Below are 18,891 nucleotides of genomic sequence, written 5' to 3' on the forward strand. Positions count from 1 at the left end.
CTATTTCTCCTGGCTGACAGGCGCGCAGATCACGGTGATGCCGCGGGCCTGAATCTGATCGCGGGCCTCTACGGGCAGGCGATCATCGGTAATGAGGGTATGGACGCTGCTCCACGGCAGCTCCAGGTTGGGGATCTTGCGGCCGATCTTGTCGGCCTCCACCATCACGATCACTTCGCGGGCAACCTCAGCCATCACACGGCTCAAGCCCAGCAGTTCGTTGAAGGTGGTGGTACCTCGAACCAGATCGATGCCGTCGGCACCGATGAACAACTGGTCGAAGTCGTAGGAACGCAGGACCTGCTCGGCGACCTGGCCCTGGAACGACTCGGAATGAGGGTCCCAGGTGCCGCCGGTCATCAACAGCACCGGCTCGTGCTCCAATTCGCTCAAGGCATTGGCGACGTGCAGGGAATTGGTCATCACCACCAGGCCCGGCTGTTGGCCGAGTTGCGGAATCATGGCCGCCGTGGTGCTGCCGCTGTCGATGATGATGCGCGCATGTTCGCGGATCCGCTTCACCGCGGCCCGGGCAATGGCGAGTTTGTACTTGGAGACGCTTTGCCCGTTATCGGCCACCAACTCCTGCGGCATCGGGACCGCGCCACCGTAGCGACGCAGCAACAGGCCATTGGTTTCCAGGGCGGCGAGATCCTTGCGAATCGTAACTTCCGAGGTTTCGAAGCGCTTGGCCAACGCATCCACACTGACCTCACCCTGCTCTTGGAGCAAGGCAAGGATGTTGTGACGGCGTTGTGGTGTGTTGCGTTTCGACATGGCGGTATAAGTTTCGATTCGAAAGATAACGTAAGCAATCAAAACCTATTGAAGGGATGTCGTCAAGGCAGGAGAAGAAAAATTCAGAAATCATGAGCGCTGTGTGCGAGCGGGCTTGCTCGCGAAGGCGGTCTGTCAGTTCAGGCTGTACCGTCTGACACGACCCCTTCGCGAGCAAGCCCGCTCCCACAGGGGGTTGTGGATAACTTAGCTTTTCTTGATTTTCTCCGGGCGCTTCCAGCCATCAATATTGCGCTGACGGGCGCGAGCCACAGCCAGTTGGGACTTATCCACATCCTGATTGATAGTTGAACCTGCGGCCGTGTTTGAACCATCACCGATAGTCACTGGAGCTACCAGAGAGTTGTTGGAGCCGATGAACACGTCTTCTCCAATGGTCGTCCGGTACTTGTTGGCGCCATCGTAGTTGCAGGTGATGGTCCCGGCGCCAATGTTGGTGCGGGCGCCGATTTCAGCGTCACCGAGGTAGGTCAGGTGCCCGGCCTTGGCGCCTTCGCCCAGGTGAGCATTCTTCAGTTCAACGAAGTTACCCACATGGGCACGGGCTTCCAGCACAGAGCCTGGGCGCAGGCGAGCAAACGGGCCGGCGTCGCTGCCCTCCCCCATGACTGCACCGTCGAGATGGCTGTTGGCCTTGATCACCACGCCTTTGCGCAGGGTGCTGTCCTTGATCACGCAGTTCGGGCCGATGACCACGTCGTCTTCGATCACAACCTTGCCTTCGAGGATGACGTTGATGTCGATGACCACGTCGCGGCCCACGCTGACTTCACCGCGCACGTCGAAACGGGCCGGGTCGCGCAGGGTCACCCCTTGGGCCATCAGGCGGCGAGCGGCGCGCAACTGATAGTGGCGCTCCAGCTCGGCCAATTGCCGGCGATCGTTGGCGCCCTGCACTTCCATGGCGTCCAGCGGCTGCTCGGTGGCAACCACCAGCCCGTCGCCGACCGCCATGGCAATCACGTCGGTCAGGTAGTACTCGCCCTGGGCGTTGTTGTTCGACAGACGACTCATCCAGTCACCCAGGCGCTCGGCCGGCACGGCCAGGATCCCGGTGTTGCCTTCAGTGATCGCGCGCTGGGCCTGGTTGGCGTCCTTCTGCTCGACGATGGCGGTCACTTGGCCATCAACGTTACGCACGATGCGACCGTAACCGGTGGGGTCGTCCAGCTCGACGGTCAACAGGCCCAACTGTTGTGGCGCGACATGCTTGAGCAGGCGCTGCAAGGTGTCGACTTCGATCAGCGGCACATCGCCGTAGAGAATCAGCACCGTATCAGCCGTGATGAACGGCACGGCCTGGGCCACCGCATGGCCGGTGCCCAGTTGTTTGTCCTGCAGGACGAAATTCAAGTCATCCGCGGCCAGGCGTTCGCGCACCGCATCGGCACCGTGGCCAATCACCACGTGAATGCGCTGTGGATCAAGTTGCCGGGCGCTGTGGATAACATGGCCAAGCATGGAATTGCCGGCTACCGGGTGCAAGACCTTGGGCAGCGCCGAACGCATGCGGGTGCCTTGACCGGCCGCGAGGATAACGATTTCGAGAGACATGACTGGCTACCAATCCTGGGTGGTCAGCGGCTGCGACCAGATGATGAGTGTCGGGAAAAGAAAAAAGGGTAGCCGAGGCTACCCTTTTTAATCAATCGCACAGAAAGCAGACGGCTTAGCCGCCGAACTTCTTGCGGATCTGCTGGACGGTGCGCAGCTGAGCTGCGGCCTCGGCCAGACGTGCAGCAGCAGAACCGTAATCGAATTCCGCGCCTCGCTCGTGCAGGGCCTTCTCGGCAGCCTTGACGGCTTCCTGAGCGGAGGCTTCGTCCAGGTCGGCAGCACGTTGCACAGTGTCGGCAAGGACCTTGACCATGTTCGGCTGAACCTCGAGGAAACCACCGGAGATGTAATACACCTCGGCTTCCCCGCCCTGCTTGATCAAGCGGATCGGACCTGGTTTCAGATTAGTGATCAGCGGTGCGTGACCCAGAGCGATACCAAGATCACCCAGCTCACCATGCGCAATCACCATCTCGACCAGACCGGAGAAAATTTCCCCTTCCGCACTGACGATATCGCAATGGACTGTCATAGCCATCTGATTGCCTCAACCTAAATTAGCGCCCGTTGCCGGGCGCCGGGATTACAGTTTCTTGGCTTTCTCGATCGCTTCTTCGATGCCGCCGACCATGTAGAACGCTTGTTCTGGCAGGTGGTCGTAGTCACCGTTGAGGATGCCTTTGAAGCCAGCAATGGTGTCTTTCAGGGAAACGTATTTACCCGAGGCACCGGTGAAGACTTCAGCCACGAAGAACGGCTGCGACAAGAAGCGCTGGATCTTACGAGCGCGGGATACCAACTGCTTGTCGGCTTCCGACAGTTCGTCCATACCCAGGATCGCAATGATGTCCTTCAGCTCTTTGTAGCGCTGCAGCACGTACTGGACGCCGCGAGCGGTGTCGTAGTGCTCCTGGCCGATCACGTTCGGATCCAGCTGGCGCGAAGTCGAGTCCAGTGGGTCAACCGCTGGGTAGATACCCAGGGAAGCGATATCACGGGACAGAACGACGGTGGCGTCCAAGTGGGCGAAGGTGGTCGCTGGCGACGGGTCGGTCAAGTCATCCGCAGGTACGTATACCGCTTGGATCGAAGTGATCGAACCTTCCTTGGTCGAAGTGATACGTTCCTGCAGAACGCCCATCTCTTCAGCCAAGGTCGGCTGGTAACCTACTGCCGAAGGCATACGGCCCAGCAGTGCGGATACTTCGGTACCGGCCAGGGTGTAACGGTAGATGTTGTCGACGAACAGCAGAACGTCGTTACCTTCGTCACGGAACTTCTCGGCCATGGTCAGGCCGGTCAGGGCTACGCGCAGACGGTTTCCCGGCGGCTCGTTCATCTGGCCGTAGACCAGTGCCACTTTGTCCAGAACGTTGGAATCCTTCATCTCGTGGTAGAAGTCGTTACCCTCACGAGTACGCTCACCCACACCGGCGAACACGGAATAACCGCTGTGCTCGATGGCGATGTTACGGATCAGTTCCATCATGTTTACGGTCTTGCCTACACCGGCACCACCGAACAGACCGACTTTACCGCCCTTGGCGAACGGGCAAACCAGGTCGATAACCTTGATGCCGGTTTCCAGCAGGTCGTTGCCGCCTGCCTGTTCAGCGAAGGATGGCGCAGGACGGTGAATGCCCCAGCGCTCTTCGGTGTCGATCGGACCCGCTTCGTCGATCGGGTTACCCAGTACGTCCATGATCCGGCCCAGGGTCGCTTTACCGACCGGTACGGAGATGGCAGCGCCAGAGTCGACAACGTCCAGACCGCGCTTCAAGCCTTCGGTAGAACCCATCGCAATGGTACGAACGATGCCGTCGCCCAGCTGCTGCTGAACTTCCAGGGTAGTTTCCGCGCCTTGTACTTTCAGCGCGTTGTAGATGCTCGGTACGCTGTCGCGTGGAAATTCCACGTCGATAACGGCGCCGATGATTTGAACGATACGTCCGCTACTCATAGCTGGATCCTCTGAATATTTGAACCGTTAAACCGCGGCAGCGCCGCCGACGATTTCCGAGATCTCTTGGGTGATCGCAGCCTGACGCGCCTTGTTGTAGATCAGTTGCAAATCGCTGATCAAATCACCGGCGTTGTCAGTAGCGTTCTTCATCGCGATCATCCGCGCTGCTTGTTCAGCTGCGTTGTTCTCGACCACCGCCTGGTAGACCTGCGACTCCACGTAGCGGACCATCAAGCCGTCAAGCAGCTCCTTGGCATCCGGTTCGTAGAGATAGTCCCAGTGGTGCTTGAGTTCCTGTTCCGGGGTCGCCACCAGTGGGATCAACTGCTCCACGGTTGGATGCTGCGTCATGGTGTTGATGAACTTGTTGGATACCACGGACAGGCGGTCAATCCGGCCTTCCAGGTAAGCATCCAGCATCACCTTGACGCTGCCGATCAGATCATTGATCGACGGCTCTTCACCCAGGTGGCTGATAGCAGCGACGACGTTGCCGCCGAAGTTGCGGAAGAAAGCCGCACCCTTGCTACCAATCACGCACAGATCGATCTCGACGCCTTGTTCGCGGTTTACAGCCATGTCCTTGACCAGGGCCTTGAACAGGTTGGTGTTCAAGCCACCACACAGACCACGGTCACTGCTCACCACGACGTAACCGACGCGCTTGATAGCACGGTCGATCATGAACGGGTGGCGATATTCCGGGTTGGCGTTGGCCAGATGACCAATAACCTGGCGGATGCGCTCCGCATAAGGGCGGCTAGCAGCCATGCGCATTTGTGCCTTGCGCATTTTGCTGACCGCCACTTTTTCCATGGCGCTGGTAATTTTTTGCGTGCTTTTGATGCTCGCAATCTTACTGCGAATCTCTTTTGCGCCTGCCATGTAACACCTATCAGGTTAGCAAGCGGGAGCCTTGCGACTCCCGCTGCGGCTTACCAGGTTTGGGTGGCCTTGAACTTCTCGATACCGGCTTTCATGCCAGCGTCGATTTCGTCATTGAAGTCACCCTTCACGTTGATCTTGGCCAACAAGTCGGCGTGATCGCGGTTGAAGTAAGCAATCAGCGCTTGTTCAAAGCTGCCGACCTTGGCGATTTCAACGTCAGTCAGGAACCCACGCTCAGCGGCATACAGCGACAGCGCCATGTCAGCGATCGACATTGGTGCGTATTGCTTCTGCTTCATCAGCTCGGTAACGCGCTGACCATGCTCAAGTTGCTTACGGGTCGCTTCGTCCAGGTCAGAAGCGAACTGGGCGAATGCCGCCAGTTCACGGTACTGGGCCAGGGCGGTACGGATACCACCGGACAGCTTCTTGATGATCTTGGTCTGAGCGGCACCACCCACACGGGATACCGAAACACCGGCGTTCACAGCAGGACGGATCCCGGAGTTGAACATGGCCGATTCCAGGAAGATCTGACCGTCGGTGATGGAAATCACGTTGGTCGGAACGAACGCGGAAACGTCGCCAGCCTGGGTTTCGATGATCGGCAGCGCGGTCAGGGAGCCGGTTTTGCCGGTCACTGCGCCGTTGGTGAACTTCTCTACGTACTCTTCCGAAACGCGGGATGCGCGCTCCAGCAGACGGGAGTGGAGATAGAACACGTCGCCTGGGTAGGCTTCGCGGCCTGGTGGACGGCGCAGCAGCAGGGAGATCTGGCGGTAAGCCACTGCCTGCTTGGACAGATCGTCATAAACGATCAGCGCGTCTTCACCGCGGTCGCGGAAGTATTCGCCCATGGTGCAACCGGAGTACGGTGCCAGGAACTGCAGCGCTGGAGATTCCGATGCGCTGGCCGCCACGATGATCGTGTTGGCCAGGGCGCCGTTTTCTTCCAGCTTGCGAACCACGTTGGCGATGGTCGATTGCTTCTGACCGATGGCTACGTAGACGCAGAAAATGCCGCTGTTCTTCTGGTTGATGATCGCGTCGATCGCCAGAGCGGTCTTACCGATCTGACGGTCACCGATGATCAGCTCACGCTGGCCACGGCCGACAGGGATCATGGCATCGACAGCCTTGTAGCCAGTCTGTACAGGCTGGTCTACCGACTTACGCCAGATCACGCCAGGAGCAACTTTCTCGACCGCGTCGGTCTCGGTGTTGTTCAGCGGACCTTTGCCGTCGACAGGGTTGCCCAGTGCGTCGACAACGCGACCCAGCAGTTCCTTACCAACCGGAACTTCGAGGATGCGGCCAGTGCACTTGGCGCTCATGCCTTCGGCCAGCGACTGGTAGGCGCCCAGTACAACGGCACCTACGGAGTCTTGCTCCAGGTTGAGGGCCATACCGTAGACGCCGCCCGGAAACTCGATCATCTCGCCGTACATGACGTCGGCCAGACCGTGAATCCGCACGATGCCGTCAGATACGCTGACGACAGTGCCTTCGTTACGGGCTTGGGAGGTCACATCGAGCTTGTCGATGCGGCCCTTGATAATTTCACTTATTTCGGAAGGATTGAGTTGCTGCATTGCTCTGCTGCCCCTTCAAACTCAAGATTTCAATGCTTCGGCAAGTTTCGCGATTTTGCCGCGAATCGAGCCATCGATAACCAGGTCGCCGGCGCGGATTACAACGCCCCCTATCAGGGACTTGTCTTCCTCGACTTGCAGGCGCACTTCCCGGTTGAGTCGTGCACTGAGAACCTTGGCGAGTTTGTCTTGCTGTTCTTGGTTCAATGCAAAAGCACTGGTCACTTCCACGTCTACCGACTTCTCTTGCTCGGCCTTGTACAGGTCAAAAAGAGTGGCGATCTCCGGCAGAAGCAGGAGACGGTCGTTTTCGGCAACGACGTGAATGAAATTCTGTGCCTTGGCATCGAACTTGTCGCCGCACACGTCAATGAACGTGGCGGCCTTTTCTGCGCTCGTCAGTCGCGGGGCCTTGAGCACGCGCTGCATGGTGTCGTCTTGCGACACCGCTGCAGCCAGGCCGAGCATGGCTGACCAATTGGCCAGTTGCTGGTGGGCCTGAGCGTGCTCGAAGGCCGCCTTAGCGTAAGGTCGGGCCAACGTGGTCAGTTCTGCCATGATCGCCCTCGCTTAGATTTCAGCAGCCAGTTGGTTAACCAGCTCTGCGTGCGCGTTTTGATCGATTGTGGCACCCAGGATCTTAGAAGCACCGCCAACGGCCAGGGCACCCACTTGGGCACGCAGCGCGTCTTTGACACTGTTGAGTTCCTGTTCGATCTCGGCTTGAGCCTGAGCCTTCACACGGTCAGCTTCGACGCGAGCCTGTTCACGGGCTTCGTCGACAATCTGGGTACCGCGTTTCTTGGCTTGCTCGATGATTTCAGCTGCCTGAGCTTTCGCTTCGCGCAGTTGATGACCCACTTTCTCTTGGGCCAACTCCAGGTCGCGAGCTGCACGGCTGGCAGCGTCCAGACCATCAGCGATCTTCTTTTGACGTTCGTGCAATGCCGCAATGACCGGAGGCCATACGAACTTCATGCAGAACAGTACAAAAATCAGGAACGCAACGGACTGGCCAATCAGGGTCGCATTAATGTTCACGCCAACACCTCGCAGTTACGTTGTCCATCACACCAATCTACTCGAGACATCCGAGTAATTAGCCAGCGATTTGACCAACGAACGGGTTCGCAAAGGTGAAGAACAGCGCGATACCAACACCGATCATGGTCACGGCGTCGAGCAGACCGGCCACGATGAACATTTTGACTTGCAGCATTGGAACCATTTCTGGCTGACGCGCTGCGCCTTCCAGGAACTTGCCGCCCAACAGGCCGAAACCAATTGCGGTACCCAGTGCGCCCAGGCCGATCAACAGTGCAACAGCGATAGCGGTTAGACCAACTACAGTTTCCATCTTTCCTCCCGACTTTTACGTCGTATGGTTTAGGTTTTTTAGATTAAAGCGGTAAAACAAATCGTTTCTCAGCCCGGTTCGGGCTCCTTCCCGTTTGACCGGGAAGGACATCAGACTAGTCGAGACTGGCCTTAATGGTTTTCTTCGTGCGCCATCGACAGGTAGACGATGGTCAGCATCATGAAGATGAACGCCTGCAGGGTGATGATCAGGATGTGGAACACAGCCCACGCCCACTGCAGAACTACACCCAGGCCGCTGAGCCACAGCAGGCCGCTGCCGAACATCACAGCGATCAGGATGAACACCAGTTCGCCGGCATACATGTTGCCGAACAGACGCAGTGCCAGAGAAATCGGCTTGGCGATCAGGGTCACGAATTCGAGCAGGAAGTTCACCGGGATCAGCAGGGCTTGAACCAGGATGTTCTTGCTGCCGAACGGGTGCAGGGTCAGTTCGCCGATGAAGCCGCCGATGCCCTTGACCTTGATGCTATAGAAAATGATCAGTGCGAAGACCGAGAAGGCCATGCCCAGGGTCGCGTTCGGGTCGGTGGTCGACACGGCGCGGAATGGGATGTGCTGGTCGCCGGAGATCAGGATGGCCAACTGAGGAATCCAGTCGACCGGTACCAGGTCGACGGCGTTCATCAGGAACACCCAGACGAAGATGGTCAGTGCCAGCGGTGCGATCACCGGGCTACGGCCATGGAAGCTGTCTTTCACGCTGCCATCGACGAATTCGACCAGTACTTCAACGAAGTTCTGCAGTGCACCAGGCTGACCGGAAGTCGCCTTCTTTGCCGCCATGCGGAAAAGAAGAACGAAGATCAGACCCAAAGCGACCGACCAGCCGAGAGTATCGACGTGGAAAGCCCAGAAGCCCATTTCCTTGGCTTCTGCTGCGGTGTGGGCAAAGCCCCAGCCGCCGTTGGGTAGCTGACCGAAAGTCAGGTTCTGCAAGTGGTGCTGGATATAGCCCGAAGCGGTTGTCTCTGCCATGGTTGCCTCAAACGCCCTAAGGTCTCGAAAGTCTTGTTCTCATTAGCAGGGGAGCGAACCAGCTAACCAGTTGGGTCAGCACGAAGACGCTGAATACAGCCAGCGGCGCCAGTGGCTTCACACCTGCGAACGTCAATGCAAACAGCACTGCCGTCAAAATCAGTTTCCCCGCCTCGCCGGCATAAAAAGACCGGACGATAGCCTGGGCTGCTCGGGCGCCGGAAAACCGAAAGGCCCTGTGAGCGAAGTAAATATTGGGAAGCAAGGCTATCAGGCCTCCGCAAAGCCCTGAGTATCCGGTGACGACTCCTTTCCATTGCCAGAGCGCCAGTGTGGCGATCAGTACGACGGTAAATTGAGCCATCAAAACCGGGAAAACTGCCAGGCGATGGAACGGCAAGCGGTTTGGCGTGCGGGTTTCCATCGCTTTTGCTCTCCAATGATCGGCCGCCATAATTCAATAACTTGGCATAATTTGTGCCGACAAAATGCGCGCAGAGTATAGGGGCGGTTCTGCCCCTATTCAACTGTCAGGTAGTGATTTCCGACTGCGCGCTACAAGAGCAATTGTTTCAGCGAATGTGCGCAAGGACACCTTGCAGCTCATCGAGGGAGTTATAACCGATCACCAATTGCCCTTTGCCCTTCTTACCGTGGCGGATCTGTACCGCAGAGCCCAGGCGCTCGGCCAGGCGCTGTTCCAGGCGAGCGATATCAGGATCGGTTTTGGGGGCTTCGACAGGGGCCGGTTTGCCGCTCAGCCACTGGCGAACCAGTGCCTCGGTCTGGCGCACAGTCAGGCCTCGTGCGACAACATGTCGCGCCCCTTCAACCTGTTGATTTTCCGGCAAACCGAGCAATGCCCGGGCATGACCCATTTCCAGGTCGCCATGGGACAGCATGGTCTTGATGACTTCCGGCAAGGCAATCAGGCGCAGCAGGTTGGCCACGGTCACACGGGACTTGCCCACCGCCTCGGCAACTTGTTGCTGGGTCAATTGGAATTCCTGCTGCAAGCGCTGCAGGGCCACGGCTTCCTCGATCGGGTTGAGGTCTTCACGCTGGATGTTCTCGATCAGCGCCATGGCGATAGCCGTTTCATCCGGCACATCGCGGACCATTGCCGGGATGGTTTCCTGGCCGGCCTGCTGGCTGGCGCGCCAGCGACGTTCGCCGGCAATGATCTCGAAGCGCCCATTGGCGATCGGCCGGACCACGATCGGCTGCATCACACCCTGGCTCTTGATCGACTGGGCCAGTTCTTCCAGCGCCTGTGGGTCCATGTCCCGGCGCGGCTGGTATTTGCCGCGCTGGATCAGGTCCAGCGGCAAATGCTGCAACTCACGCTGATCGACCTGGACAGCCTGTTCTTCCAGCGAGCTGACAGTGGGACCGCTGAGCAGTGCATCCAGTCCACGTCCGAGACCTCGTTTCTTGACGGCCATGGGGTTTCCTTAAGTTGGCTGGGCTGCAGCGGTGCGAGGGTTGCGGCGCTGACGGCGAACCATCTCGCCCGCCAGGGCCAGGTAAGCCAGCGCACCACGGGATTGTTTGTCGTAGGCCAGGGCCGGCATGCCGTAGCTCGGCGCTTCGGCCAGACGGATGTTACGCGGGATGACGGTGTCGTAGAGCTGCTCGCCGAAGTGTTCCTTGAGCTGGGCCGAAACATCGTTCATCAGGCTCAGGCGCGGGTCATACATGGTCCGCAGCAGGCCTTCGACCTTCAGGTCCGGGTTCAGCAGTTCGGCGATGCGCTTGATGTTATCCACAAGGTCGCTCAACCCTTCCAATGCGAAGTATTCGCACTGCATGGGGATAATCACACCATCGGCCGCCACCAGGGCGTTGAGGGTCAGCATCGACAGCGACGGTGGGCAATCGATCAGGATGTAATCGTAGTTTTCCCGGATCGGCGCCAAGGCGCTGCGCAGACGGCTTTCCTTCATCTGCATTTCCAGCAGCACCACTTCGGCCGCCGTCAGGTCACGGTTGGCCGGCAGCAGTTGATAACCGCCATGTTCGGAAAAGTGCATGGCCTGGCCCAGATCGCACTCGCCGATCAGGACGTCGTAGATGGAGTTTTCCAGGCCATGCTTATCCACACCGCTGCCCATGGTAGCGTTGCCCTGTGGATCGAGATCGATCAACAGCACCCGGCGCTTGGTCGCGACCAGGGATGCTGCGAGGTTGATACAGGTGGTGGTCTTGCCCACACCACCTTTCTGGTTCGCTATCGCGAATACCTTAGCCATTCTTGCTTGTGTTCCCAATCATGCCGTGCGGCGCAGTATCAGCAGATGGCGTTGGCCTTGGCAACCGGGTACGGCCAAGGCGTGTTCGCTATCGAGGTGGAAGTCTGCCGGCAATGCTACCAGCTCATCGGCCGGATGAACGCCCTTCATTGCCAGCCAGCGCGTATCGGCGTCGCCCAGGTGGCGAGTCCAGTTGCTGAAGTTCTCCATGCTGCTGAACGCCCGGGAGATGATCCCGTTGAACGGCTCGGCAGGTTGGAACGCTTCGACGCGGCTGTGGATAACTTGCAAGTTATCCAGTTTGAGTTCGAGTTTGACCTGGGTCAGGAAGCGGGTTTTCTTACCGTTGCTGTCCAGGCAGGTCACTTGCGAGTCGGGAAACAGGATCGCCAGCGGGATGCCCGGCATGCCTCCGCCGCTGCCGACATCCAGCCAGCGACCGTCTTCGATGAAGGACATGACGCTGAGGCTGTCGAGCAAATGGCGCGAGACCATTTCGTCCGGATCGCGCACGGCGGTCAGGTTGTAGGCCTTGTTCCATTTGATCAACAACGCCAGATAACCTAGCAATTGCGCGTGCTGGGCTTCGGTCAGGCTGACGCCGAGCTGACGGGCACCTGTGGATAACTCTTCAGCGTGTTGCGAGGTGACCATCGAACTCAAGCGCTTTGCTCCAACTGGCGGCCGGCGCCGCGTTTTTTCAAATGAATCATCAACAGCGAGATCGCCGCTGGAGTGACGCCTGGAATGCGCGAGGCCTGGCCCAGGGTTTGCGGACGGGTCGCACCGAGCTTGCCCTGGATTTCTTTCGACAACCCGGAAATGCCGGTGTAATCGATATCCACAGGCAACTTGGTGTCTTCACTGGCGCGCAGACGGGCGATTTCGTCCTGCTGGCGGTCGATGTAACCGGCGTATTTGGTCTTGATCTCGACCTGTTCGGCCACTTGTGGATCTTCCGCGCCCTGGCCGGTCACTTCCACCAACCCGGCATAATCGATTTCCGGGCGGCTCAACAGGTTCAGCAGGTTGTATTCGTGGGTCAGCGGCGTGCCGAATTTCGCCGCGATAGCATCGCCCTGCTCGGTACCGGGACGAACCCAGGTGCTTTTCAGGCGCTGCTCTTCCAGCTCGATGCTCTCGCGTTTCTTGCAGAACGCAGCCCAGCGCACGTCATCCACCAACCCCAGTTCGCGACCTTTCTCGGTCAAGCGCAGGTCGGCGTTGTCTTCACGCAGGATCAGGCGGTATTCGGCGCGAGACGTGAACATCCGATACGGTTCCTGGGTACCCAGGGTAATCAGGTCGTCCACCAGCACACCGATGTACGCCTCATCGCGGCGCGGGCACCAGGCTTCTTTGCCCTTGGCGAGCAATGCGGCGTTGGCTCCGGCGAGCAAACCCTGGGCACCAGCTTCTTCGTAGCCGGTGGTGCCGTTGATCTGCCCGGCGAAGAACAGACCGCCGATAGCTTTGGTTTCCAGGCTGTACTTCAAATCGCGCGGATCGAAGTAGTCGTACTCGATCGCATAACCCGGACGCACGATGTGCGCGTTCTCCATGCCACGGATCGATTGCACGATCTGCAATTGCACGTCGAACGGCAGACTTGTGGATATCCCGTTCGGATACAACTCATGGGTGGTCAAACCTTCCGGTTCGATGAACACCTGATGGCTTTCCTTGTCGGCAAAGCGATGGATCTTGTCTTCAATCGACGGGCAATAGCGCGGGCCGACACCTTCGATTTCACCGGCAGCTGAATACATCGGCGAACGATCGAGGTTCGCCGCGATGATTTCGTGGGTGCGGGCGTTGGTGTGGGTGATCCAGCAACTGACTTGCCGTGGATGCTGTTCCTTGTTGCCCATGAACGACATCACCGGGATCGGCGTATCGCCAGGCTGCTCGGTCATCACCGAGAAATCCACGGACTTGCCGTCGATGCGAGGTGGCGTACCGGTTTTCAGGCGCCCGACACGCAATGGCAACTCACGCAGGCGGTGAGCCAGAGCAATCGACGGCGGATCACCGGCGCGACCGCCGGAAAAATTCTGCAAACCGATGTGGATAAGTCCGCCGAGGAACGTCCCGGTGGTCAACACCACGGAATCGGCGAAGAAACGCAGACCCATTTGCGTGACGACACCGCGTACCTGGTCCTGTTCGACGATCAGGTCATCGGCCGCTTGTTGAAATATCCACAGGTTCGGCTGGTTTTCCAGAATTTCACGGACAGCGGCCTTGTACAGGACTCGGTCGGCCTGGGCGCGTGTAGCGCGCACGGCTGGGCCTTTGCGGCTGTTCAATACGCGAAACTGGATACCGCCTTTATCGGTGGCCATGGCCATCGCGCCCCCAAGGGCATCGATTTCCTTGACCAGGTGGCTTTTGCCGATCCCACCAATGGCAGGGTTGCAACTCATGGCACCGAGGGTTTCCACGTTATGCGTCAGCAACAGGGTTTTTGCCCCCATGCGTGCTGATGCAAGTGCTGCCTCGGTACCGGCATGACCGCCGCCGATGACGATCACTTCAAAACGGGAAGGGAAATCCACCACGCACCTCGTGCCTGCTTAATTCAGGTAATTCGGAAATAGGTCTTGAGCCTGGCCAGAGCGTTTTTCGAGCCAGGTCGGCAAGTATAGGGACTTCCCCTTTCCTAAAGAACCCTTTGCACAAAATTTAACCAGCTGTGGAAAACTCACGGTTAAAGAAATTAAAAAGAAAGAAATTTATAAAACCTTTGTTTTTATGTTTATTCTTACTGAGCCCAGTATCTGTGGATAACGTTACACAGGCCTTTATTTTCAATGTGTACAGAGATTCAAAACCCTGTGGTCAGGTGGCCATGAGGGGTTTGGATAACCGGTGTAAGCCTGTGGATGAATGGGCATGTTATCCACAGGAGCGGTTATCTCCAGATTTGAAGGGGGTTTATCAACCGACCTCAATGGCAGTTATTCACAGGGCTTAATCCACAGAAAACCGCCGCGATGGACAGCCGCAGCGTCCACAGGCAAGCCGCCATCAAGGGCAATCGTTTCAAAAACAGAGGGGAAGAACCGGGTTTGCGTTGGACTCGAGAGGCTTCGAGGGCAAACCCGGTTTGAAAAGCAGAGTTATTTACCGATGCAGAAGCTGGAAAAGATCCGCCCCAACAGGTCATCGGAGCTGAAGGCGCCGGTAATTTCCCCAAGGGCATGTTGGGCCTGGCGAAGGTCTTCGGCCAACAACTCACCCGCTCCCGCCAAGGTCAGCTGCGCGCGACCGTGCTCCAGGGCGGCGCTGGCATGGCGCAAGGCTTCAAGATGTCGCCGGCGGGCGCTGAAGCTGCTTTCCGAGGTCTGCTCATAGCCCATGCAGGCCTTGAGGTGTTCACGCAGCAATTCCAGGCCTTCGCCCGCCGCCTTCGCGCTCAGACTGATGGTCACATGGCCGTCGTTGCTGACTTCAAGGACAATCGCTTCCCCGGTCAGGTCGGCCTTGTTGCGGATCAAGGTGACTTTTGCCGGATCCGGGCGGACTTCAAGGAATTCAGGCCACAAGGCAAATGGATCGTCCGCTTCCGGTGCGGTGGCATCCACCACCAGCAGGACCCGATCGGCTTCACCGATGGCCTTGAGTGCCCGTTCAACGCCGATTTTTTCCACCTGGTCCTCGGTGTCGCGCAAACCTGCGGTATCCACCACATGCAGTGGCATGCCATCGATGTGGATATGTTCACGCAGGATGTCCCGGGTGGTGCCGGCGATCTCGGTGACAATCGCCGCCTCACGGCCGGCCAAGGCATTCAACAGGCTGGACTTGCCGGCATTCGGCCGCCCAGCGATCACCACGGTCATCCCATCGCGCAACAAGGCGCCCTGCCCGGCTTCGCGCAGTACTGTGGATAACTCATCGCGCACTTTATCCAACATGCTCAACACATGGCCATCGGCAAGAAAATCGATTTCCTCTTCCGGGAAATCAATCGCGGCTTCGACGTAGATCCGCAGGCCGATCAATTGTTCGGTGAGGTTATGCACACGCTGGGAAAACGCGCCCTGCAACGAACGCAATGCGTTGCGTGCCGCCTGTGCAGAACTGGCTTCGATCAAATCGGCAATCGCCTCGGCCTGGGCCAGGTCGAGTTTGTCGTTGAGGAATGCCCGTTCACTGAACTCACCCGGCCGGGCCAGGCGACAGCCCAGTTCCAGGCAACGCTTGAGCAGCATGTCCAGCACGATGGGGCCGCCGTGCCCCTGCAGTTCCAGTACGTCTTCGCCGGTGAACGAGTTCGGCCCCGGGAAATACAACGCCAGCCCCTCGTCGAGCACCTGCTGGTCATCACTGAAAAACGGGCCGTAATGAGCAAACCGCGGCTTGAGTTCACGACCGCTGATAGCCTTGGCCGCGGCACTGGCCAAGGGCCCCGAAATACGGACGATGCCGACGCCACCGCGACCTTGGGCGGTGGCAACGGCGGCGATGGTTTCACGCGGTGCGCTCATAAACCGGTATCCAGACAAAAGTGGCAGATAGCAAAACGCCCCACTAGGGGGCGTTTTGTGTGGTTATCCACAGAGCAAGTTACGCCTCGGCTTTTTTCGTAGCCGCTTCGATCTTACGCGTGATGTACCACTGCTGAGTAATGGACAACACGTTGTTAACAACCCAGTACAGCACAAGACCTGCAGGGAACCACAGGAAGAAGAAGGTGAAGATGATTGGCATCATTTTCATGACCTTCGCCTGCATTGGATCCGGAGGTGTTGGGTTCAACTGCTGCTGGATGAACATGGTCGCGCCCATGATGATCGGCAGGATGAAGAACGGATCCTTGATCGACAGGTCAGTGATCCACAGCATGAACGGCGCCTGGCGCATCTCCACGCTTTCCAACAGCACCCAGTACAACGACAGGAACACTGGCATCTGCACAAGAATCGGCAAGCATCCACCCAGCGGGTTGATCTTCTCTTTCTTGTACAGCTCCATCATGGCCTGGGACATTTTCTGCCGGTCGTCGCCATGTTGCTCTTTCAGCGCGGCCAGTTTCGGGGCCACGGCGCGCATGCGGGCCATGGATTTGTAGCTGGCGGCCGACAATGGGAAGAACAGACCCTTGATCAGCATGGTCAGGAAAATGATCGACCAGCCCCAGTTACCGACGATGCTGTGGATATGTTGCAGCAGCCAGAAGATCGGCTGGGCAATGAACCACAGGAAGCCGTAGTCCACAGTCAGCTCCAGGCCTGGGGACAACTCTTTCAGCACAGCCTGGCTTTTAGGACCGGCATACAGAATGGCGCTGGTTTCGGCTTTCGCACCTGGCGCGGCAGTCAATGTCGGGCCGGTGTAACCGATGATGTAGTTGCCTTTGCTGTCCTTGCGCGTCTGGACGATATTGTTTTCGCCCTTCTGCGCAATCCAGGCGGTTACAAAATAGTGCTGCAGCCAGGCAACCCAGCCACCTTGGACGGTTTCCTTGAGCTGGCCCTTGTCCATGTCCTTCATGGACACTTTTTTGTACGGCTCCGAACTTGTCCACAGGGCGGCGCCCAGGTAAGTCGCGGTGCCGGTGGCAGTGCTCGAAGACGGATCGGAGCTGGCGTCACGCTTCAACTGCGCGAACATCGCACCGGACCAGGGCTGTGCGCTCTGGTTGTCGATCAGGTAAGAGACGGTTACGTCATACAGGCCACGTTTCAAGGTGAAACGCTTGATGTAGTTGACGCCATCCTTGCTGTACTTCAGGTCTACGACCAGTTGGTCCTGACCGTCAGCCAGTTGATAACTCTTCTTCTCGGCGGAGTAGATCGGGCGACCGGCCGGGTTCGAATCCGGGCCGTTCGTACCGATCAGGCCACTTTGGGCCAGATAGGTCCGCTCGTTACCGTTGTCGAACAACTGGAACGGGATTTCCGGATGATCCTGGCGACGCGGGTACAGCGGCAGTTTCAGCTGGGCAACGTCACCACCTTGTGGATCGATTGCCAGCTCAAGCACGTCCGTCTTGATCTGGATGAGATCTTTGCTTACGGCCACAGGGGCTTCGGCGGGAGCGCTGGTATCGCTTGCCGCGCGCGGGATGTCGTCATTGCTGGCAGCGTTGTTGCCAACAGGGACATCCGGCAGGCTCGGTGCGGTATTGCTGGCTGCAACATTCTGAGTCGGCAGGGCAGCCTGGCCATAGTCCTGGTTCCATTTAAGGACCATGACGTAGGACACGATTGCCAGGGCGACGATCAGGATCGTGCGTTTGATATCCATGATTACTCGGCCATCGAAGAAGAACGGGAGGTAGGGATAGGCGGAACCGGGTCATAACCGCCGGGATTCCACGGATGACAGCGACCTAAACGACGAAAGGTCAGCCAGCCACCGCGCAGTAGGCCATGATTTTCTATGGCTTCATACGCGTAGCAGGAACAACTGGGGTAGAAACGACAGTGACTGGCCATCAAAGGACTAATGGCATAGCGGTAAAACTGGATCGGAACGAGTGCCAGTTTACGCATCGGGACTGTCTACCCCTACAGTTTCGGTGTTGACTGCTGGTACTGGCTTGTTGCGTGCCAGACGCTTCCAGAGCTTGCCGAAATGCTGAATCAGTTCGGGGTTTTCTACGTCACCCAAACCTTTGCGCGCGACGATAACGATGTCCCATCCAACCAGTGAATCCTGGTTCAGGCGAAACGATTCGCGCATCAGACGTTTGAGGCGATTGCGCTGAACGGAGAGCTTGACGCTCTTTTTCCCGATAACCAGCCCAAGTCGGGGGTGATCGAGATCGTTACTGCGCGCAAGGAGCAGGAGATTTTTCCCCGGAACCTTGCCGGTAGGGGAGTCAAAGACTGCCTTGAAATGCCGGGGTGTAAGCAAACGCTTTTCCCGACTGAAGTCCTGACTCACCTCCAGTGCCGGATTATCAAACTGCCAGACGCGCACGACCTTTGGCGCGACGACGCGACAGGACGGCACGACCGTTCTTGGTAGCCATGCGAGCACGGAAACCGTGGGTACGAGCGCGTTTGATAGTGCTTGGTTGGAAAGTACGTTTCATGTCGTGTTACCTGGTTCGTCCACAACGGGCCGGAATGGCCCCCGTTTTAAGAGACCGGGGATTCTAGAGAAAGCAAGCCTCTAGGTCAATTTCCAACCAGCGTTTCCTTTAAATAGATATCCAGGCACTTGGGCGGTTTCATCACACAGCGCTAGATATAGAAATAAAGAAGGGAATTATTTAAAGCTTTTCTGTAAAGCTTATAAAAGCAAGGCAGCCACCTCTCTGTGGATAACCACGCTCAGGCCTTGTAATCCGCCATGTACAGAGAATGACAACTACAGGGGAAAGCAGTGGCCAGCCTGTGCTGCGCTGTCGGATAAGCTGTGCGTGGAATGGCATGTTATCCACAGCCCAGTTATCCACCGACTTTCGCCCCCACTTGTGCAACGACCTCAGGCCCGGTTATCCACAGGGCTTATCCACTGACCGCCC

General features: G+C 57.9%; 20 protein-coding genes. All 20 read right to left on the bottom strand.

Features of this window, described 5'->3' with window-relative positions:
* On the bottom strand, window positions 1-777 hold the full coding sequence (locus tag GFU70_RS28535; RefSeq protein WP_058542459.1) for a DeoR/GlpR family DNA-binding transcription regulator: 777 nt from the start codon (window positions 775-777) through the stop codon (window positions 1-3).
* Between the two features lie 207 nt (window positions 778-984).
* Window positions 985-2,352, bottom strand: coding sequence for a bifunctional UDP-N-acetylglucosamine diphosphorylase/glucosamine-1-phosphate N-acetyltransferase GlmU (gene glmU / locus GFU70_RS28540; RefSeq protein ID WP_058542460.1), 1,368 nt, complete (start codon window positions 2,350-2,352; stop codon window positions 985-987).
* A gap of 115 nt (window positions 2,353-2,467) precedes the next feature.
* Window positions 2,468-2,893 carry a F0F1 ATP synthase subunit epsilon gene (locus tag GFU70_RS28545; RefSeq protein ID WP_003207087.1) on the bottom strand — a complete coding sequence of 142 codons (426 nt, stop codon included), beginning with the start codon at window positions 2,891-2,893 and terminating at the stop codon, window positions 2,468-2,470.
* 45 nt (window positions 2,894-2,938) lie between these two features.
* Window positions 2,939-4,315, bottom strand: a complete 1,377-nt coding sequence (gene atpD, locus GFU70_RS28550; RefSeq protein ID WP_014340987.1) for a F0F1 ATP synthase subunit beta — start codon at window positions 4,313-4,315, stop codon at window positions 2,939-2,941.
* Window positions 4,316-4,342: 27 nt separating this feature from the next.
* Complete coding sequence (gene atpG / locus GFU70_RS28555; protein WP_058542461.1) at window positions 4,343-5,203, bottom strand: F0F1 ATP synthase subunit gamma; 861 nt, start codon at window positions 5,201-5,203, stop codon at window positions 4,343-4,345.
* A 50-nt stretch (window positions 5,204-5,253) separates the two neighbouring features.
* Window positions 5,254-6,798: a F0F1 ATP synthase subunit alpha gene (gene atpA, locus GFU70_RS28560; RefSeq protein ID WP_058542462.1), complete on the bottom strand. Its 1,545-nt coding sequence runs from the start codon at window positions 6,796-6,798 to the stop codon at window positions 5,254-5,256.
* A 21-nt stretch (window positions 6,799-6,819) separates the two neighbouring features.
* Window positions 6,820-7,356 (bottom strand): F0F1 ATP synthase subunit delta, encoded by a 537-nt coding sequence (locus GFU70_RS28565; RefSeq protein ID WP_003207094.1) that lies wholly within the window; start codon window positions 7,354-7,356, stop codon window positions 6,820-6,822.
* Between the two features lie 12 nt (window positions 7,357-7,368).
* A complete protein-coding gene (locus GFU70_RS28570) occupies window positions 7,369-7,839 on the bottom strand; it encodes a F0F1 ATP synthase subunit B (protein WP_058542463.1) in 471 nt (156 codons plus the stop codon).
* Between the two features lie 58 nt (window positions 7,840-7,897).
* A complete protein-coding gene (gene atpE, locus GFU70_RS28575) occupies window positions 7,898-8,155 on the bottom strand; it encodes a F0F1 ATP synthase subunit C (protein ID WP_003097235.1) in 258 nt (85 codons plus the stop codon).
* A 131-nt stretch (window positions 8,156-8,286) separates the two neighbouring features.
* Window positions 8,287-9,156 (bottom strand): F0F1 ATP synthase subunit A, encoded by an 870-nt coding sequence (atpB, locus tag GFU70_RS28580; protein WP_058542464.1) that lies wholly within the window; start codon window positions 9,154-9,156, stop codon window positions 8,287-8,289.
* Between the two features lie 16 nt (window positions 9,157-9,172).
* Complete coding sequence (locus tag GFU70_RS28585) at window positions 9,173-9,580, bottom strand: F0F1 ATP synthase subunit I (protein WP_058542465.1); 408 nt, start codon at window positions 9,578-9,580, stop codon at window positions 9,173-9,175.
* A gap of 148 nt (window positions 9,581-9,728) precedes the next feature.
* A complete protein-coding gene (locus GFU70_RS28590) occupies window positions 9,729-10,601 on the bottom strand; it encodes a ParB/RepB/Spo0J family partition protein (protein WP_003207098.1) in 873 nt (290 codons plus the stop codon).
* A gap of 9 nt (window positions 10,602-10,610) precedes the next feature.
* Window positions 10,611-11,408: a ParA family protein gene (locus tag GFU70_RS28595; protein WP_003207100.1), complete on the bottom strand. Its 798-nt coding sequence runs from the start codon at window positions 11,406-11,408 to the stop codon at window positions 10,611-10,613.
* Between the two features lie 18 nt (window positions 11,409-11,426).
* The gene (rsmG, locus tag GFU70_RS28600; protein WP_193034321.1) at window positions 11,427-12,062 is read right to left on the bottom strand and encodes a 16S rRNA (guanine(527)-N(7))-methyltransferase RsmG; all 636 of its coding nucleotides are present in this window, start codon (window positions 12,060-12,062) and stop codon (window positions 11,427-11,429) included.
* A 5-nt stretch (window positions 12,063-12,067) separates the two neighbouring features.
* A complete protein-coding gene (mnmG, locus tag GFU70_RS28605) occupies window positions 12,068-13,966 on the bottom strand; it encodes a tRNA uridine-5-carboxymethylaminomethyl(34) synthesis enzyme MnmG (RefSeq protein ID WP_058542467.1) in 1,899 nt (632 codons plus the stop codon).
* Window positions 13,967-14,530: 564 nt separating this feature from the next.
* On the bottom strand, window positions 14,531-15,901 hold the full coding sequence (gene mnmE, locus GFU70_RS28610) for a tRNA uridine-5-carboxymethylaminomethyl(34) synthesis GTPase MnmE (protein WP_153389139.1): 1,371 nt from the start codon (window positions 15,899-15,901) through the stop codon (window positions 14,531-14,533).
* A 79-nt stretch (window positions 15,902-15,980) separates the two neighbouring features.
* Window positions 15,981-17,663 carry a membrane protein insertase YidC gene (gene yidC, locus GFU70_RS28615; protein ID WP_058544791.1) on the bottom strand — a complete coding sequence of 561 codons (1,683 nt, stop codon included), beginning with the start codon at window positions 17,661-17,663 and terminating at the stop codon, window positions 15,981-15,983.
* A 2-nt stretch (window positions 17,664-17,665) separates the two neighbouring features.
* Complete coding sequence (gene yidD, locus GFU70_RS28620) at window positions 17,666-17,911, bottom strand: membrane protein insertion efficiency factor YidD (RefSeq protein ID WP_010465488.1); 246 nt, start codon at window positions 17,909-17,911, stop codon at window positions 17,666-17,668.
* Window positions 17,904-18,305, bottom strand: a complete 402-nt coding sequence (gene rnpA / locus GFU70_RS28625) for a ribonuclease P protein component (RefSeq protein ID WP_003207107.1) — start codon at window positions 18,303-18,305, stop codon at window positions 17,904-17,906. The genes yidD and rnpA overlap by 8 nt, the downstream gene beginning before the upstream one ends.
* 16 nt (window positions 18,306-18,321) lie before the next feature.
* Complete coding sequence (gene rpmH / locus GFU70_RS28630) at window positions 18,322-18,456, bottom strand: 50S ribosomal protein L34 (protein ID WP_003213577.1); 135 nt, start codon at window positions 18,454-18,456, stop codon at window positions 18,322-18,324.
* Between the last annotated feature and the right edge of the window lie 435 nt (window positions 18,457-18,891).

It is taken from the genome of Pseudomonas brassicacearum (assembly GCF_009601685.2).
GTDB classification, from domain to species: domain Bacteria; phylum Pseudomonadota; class Gammaproteobacteria; order Pseudomonadales; family Pseudomonadaceae; genus Aquipseudomonas; species Aquipseudomonas kilonensis_B.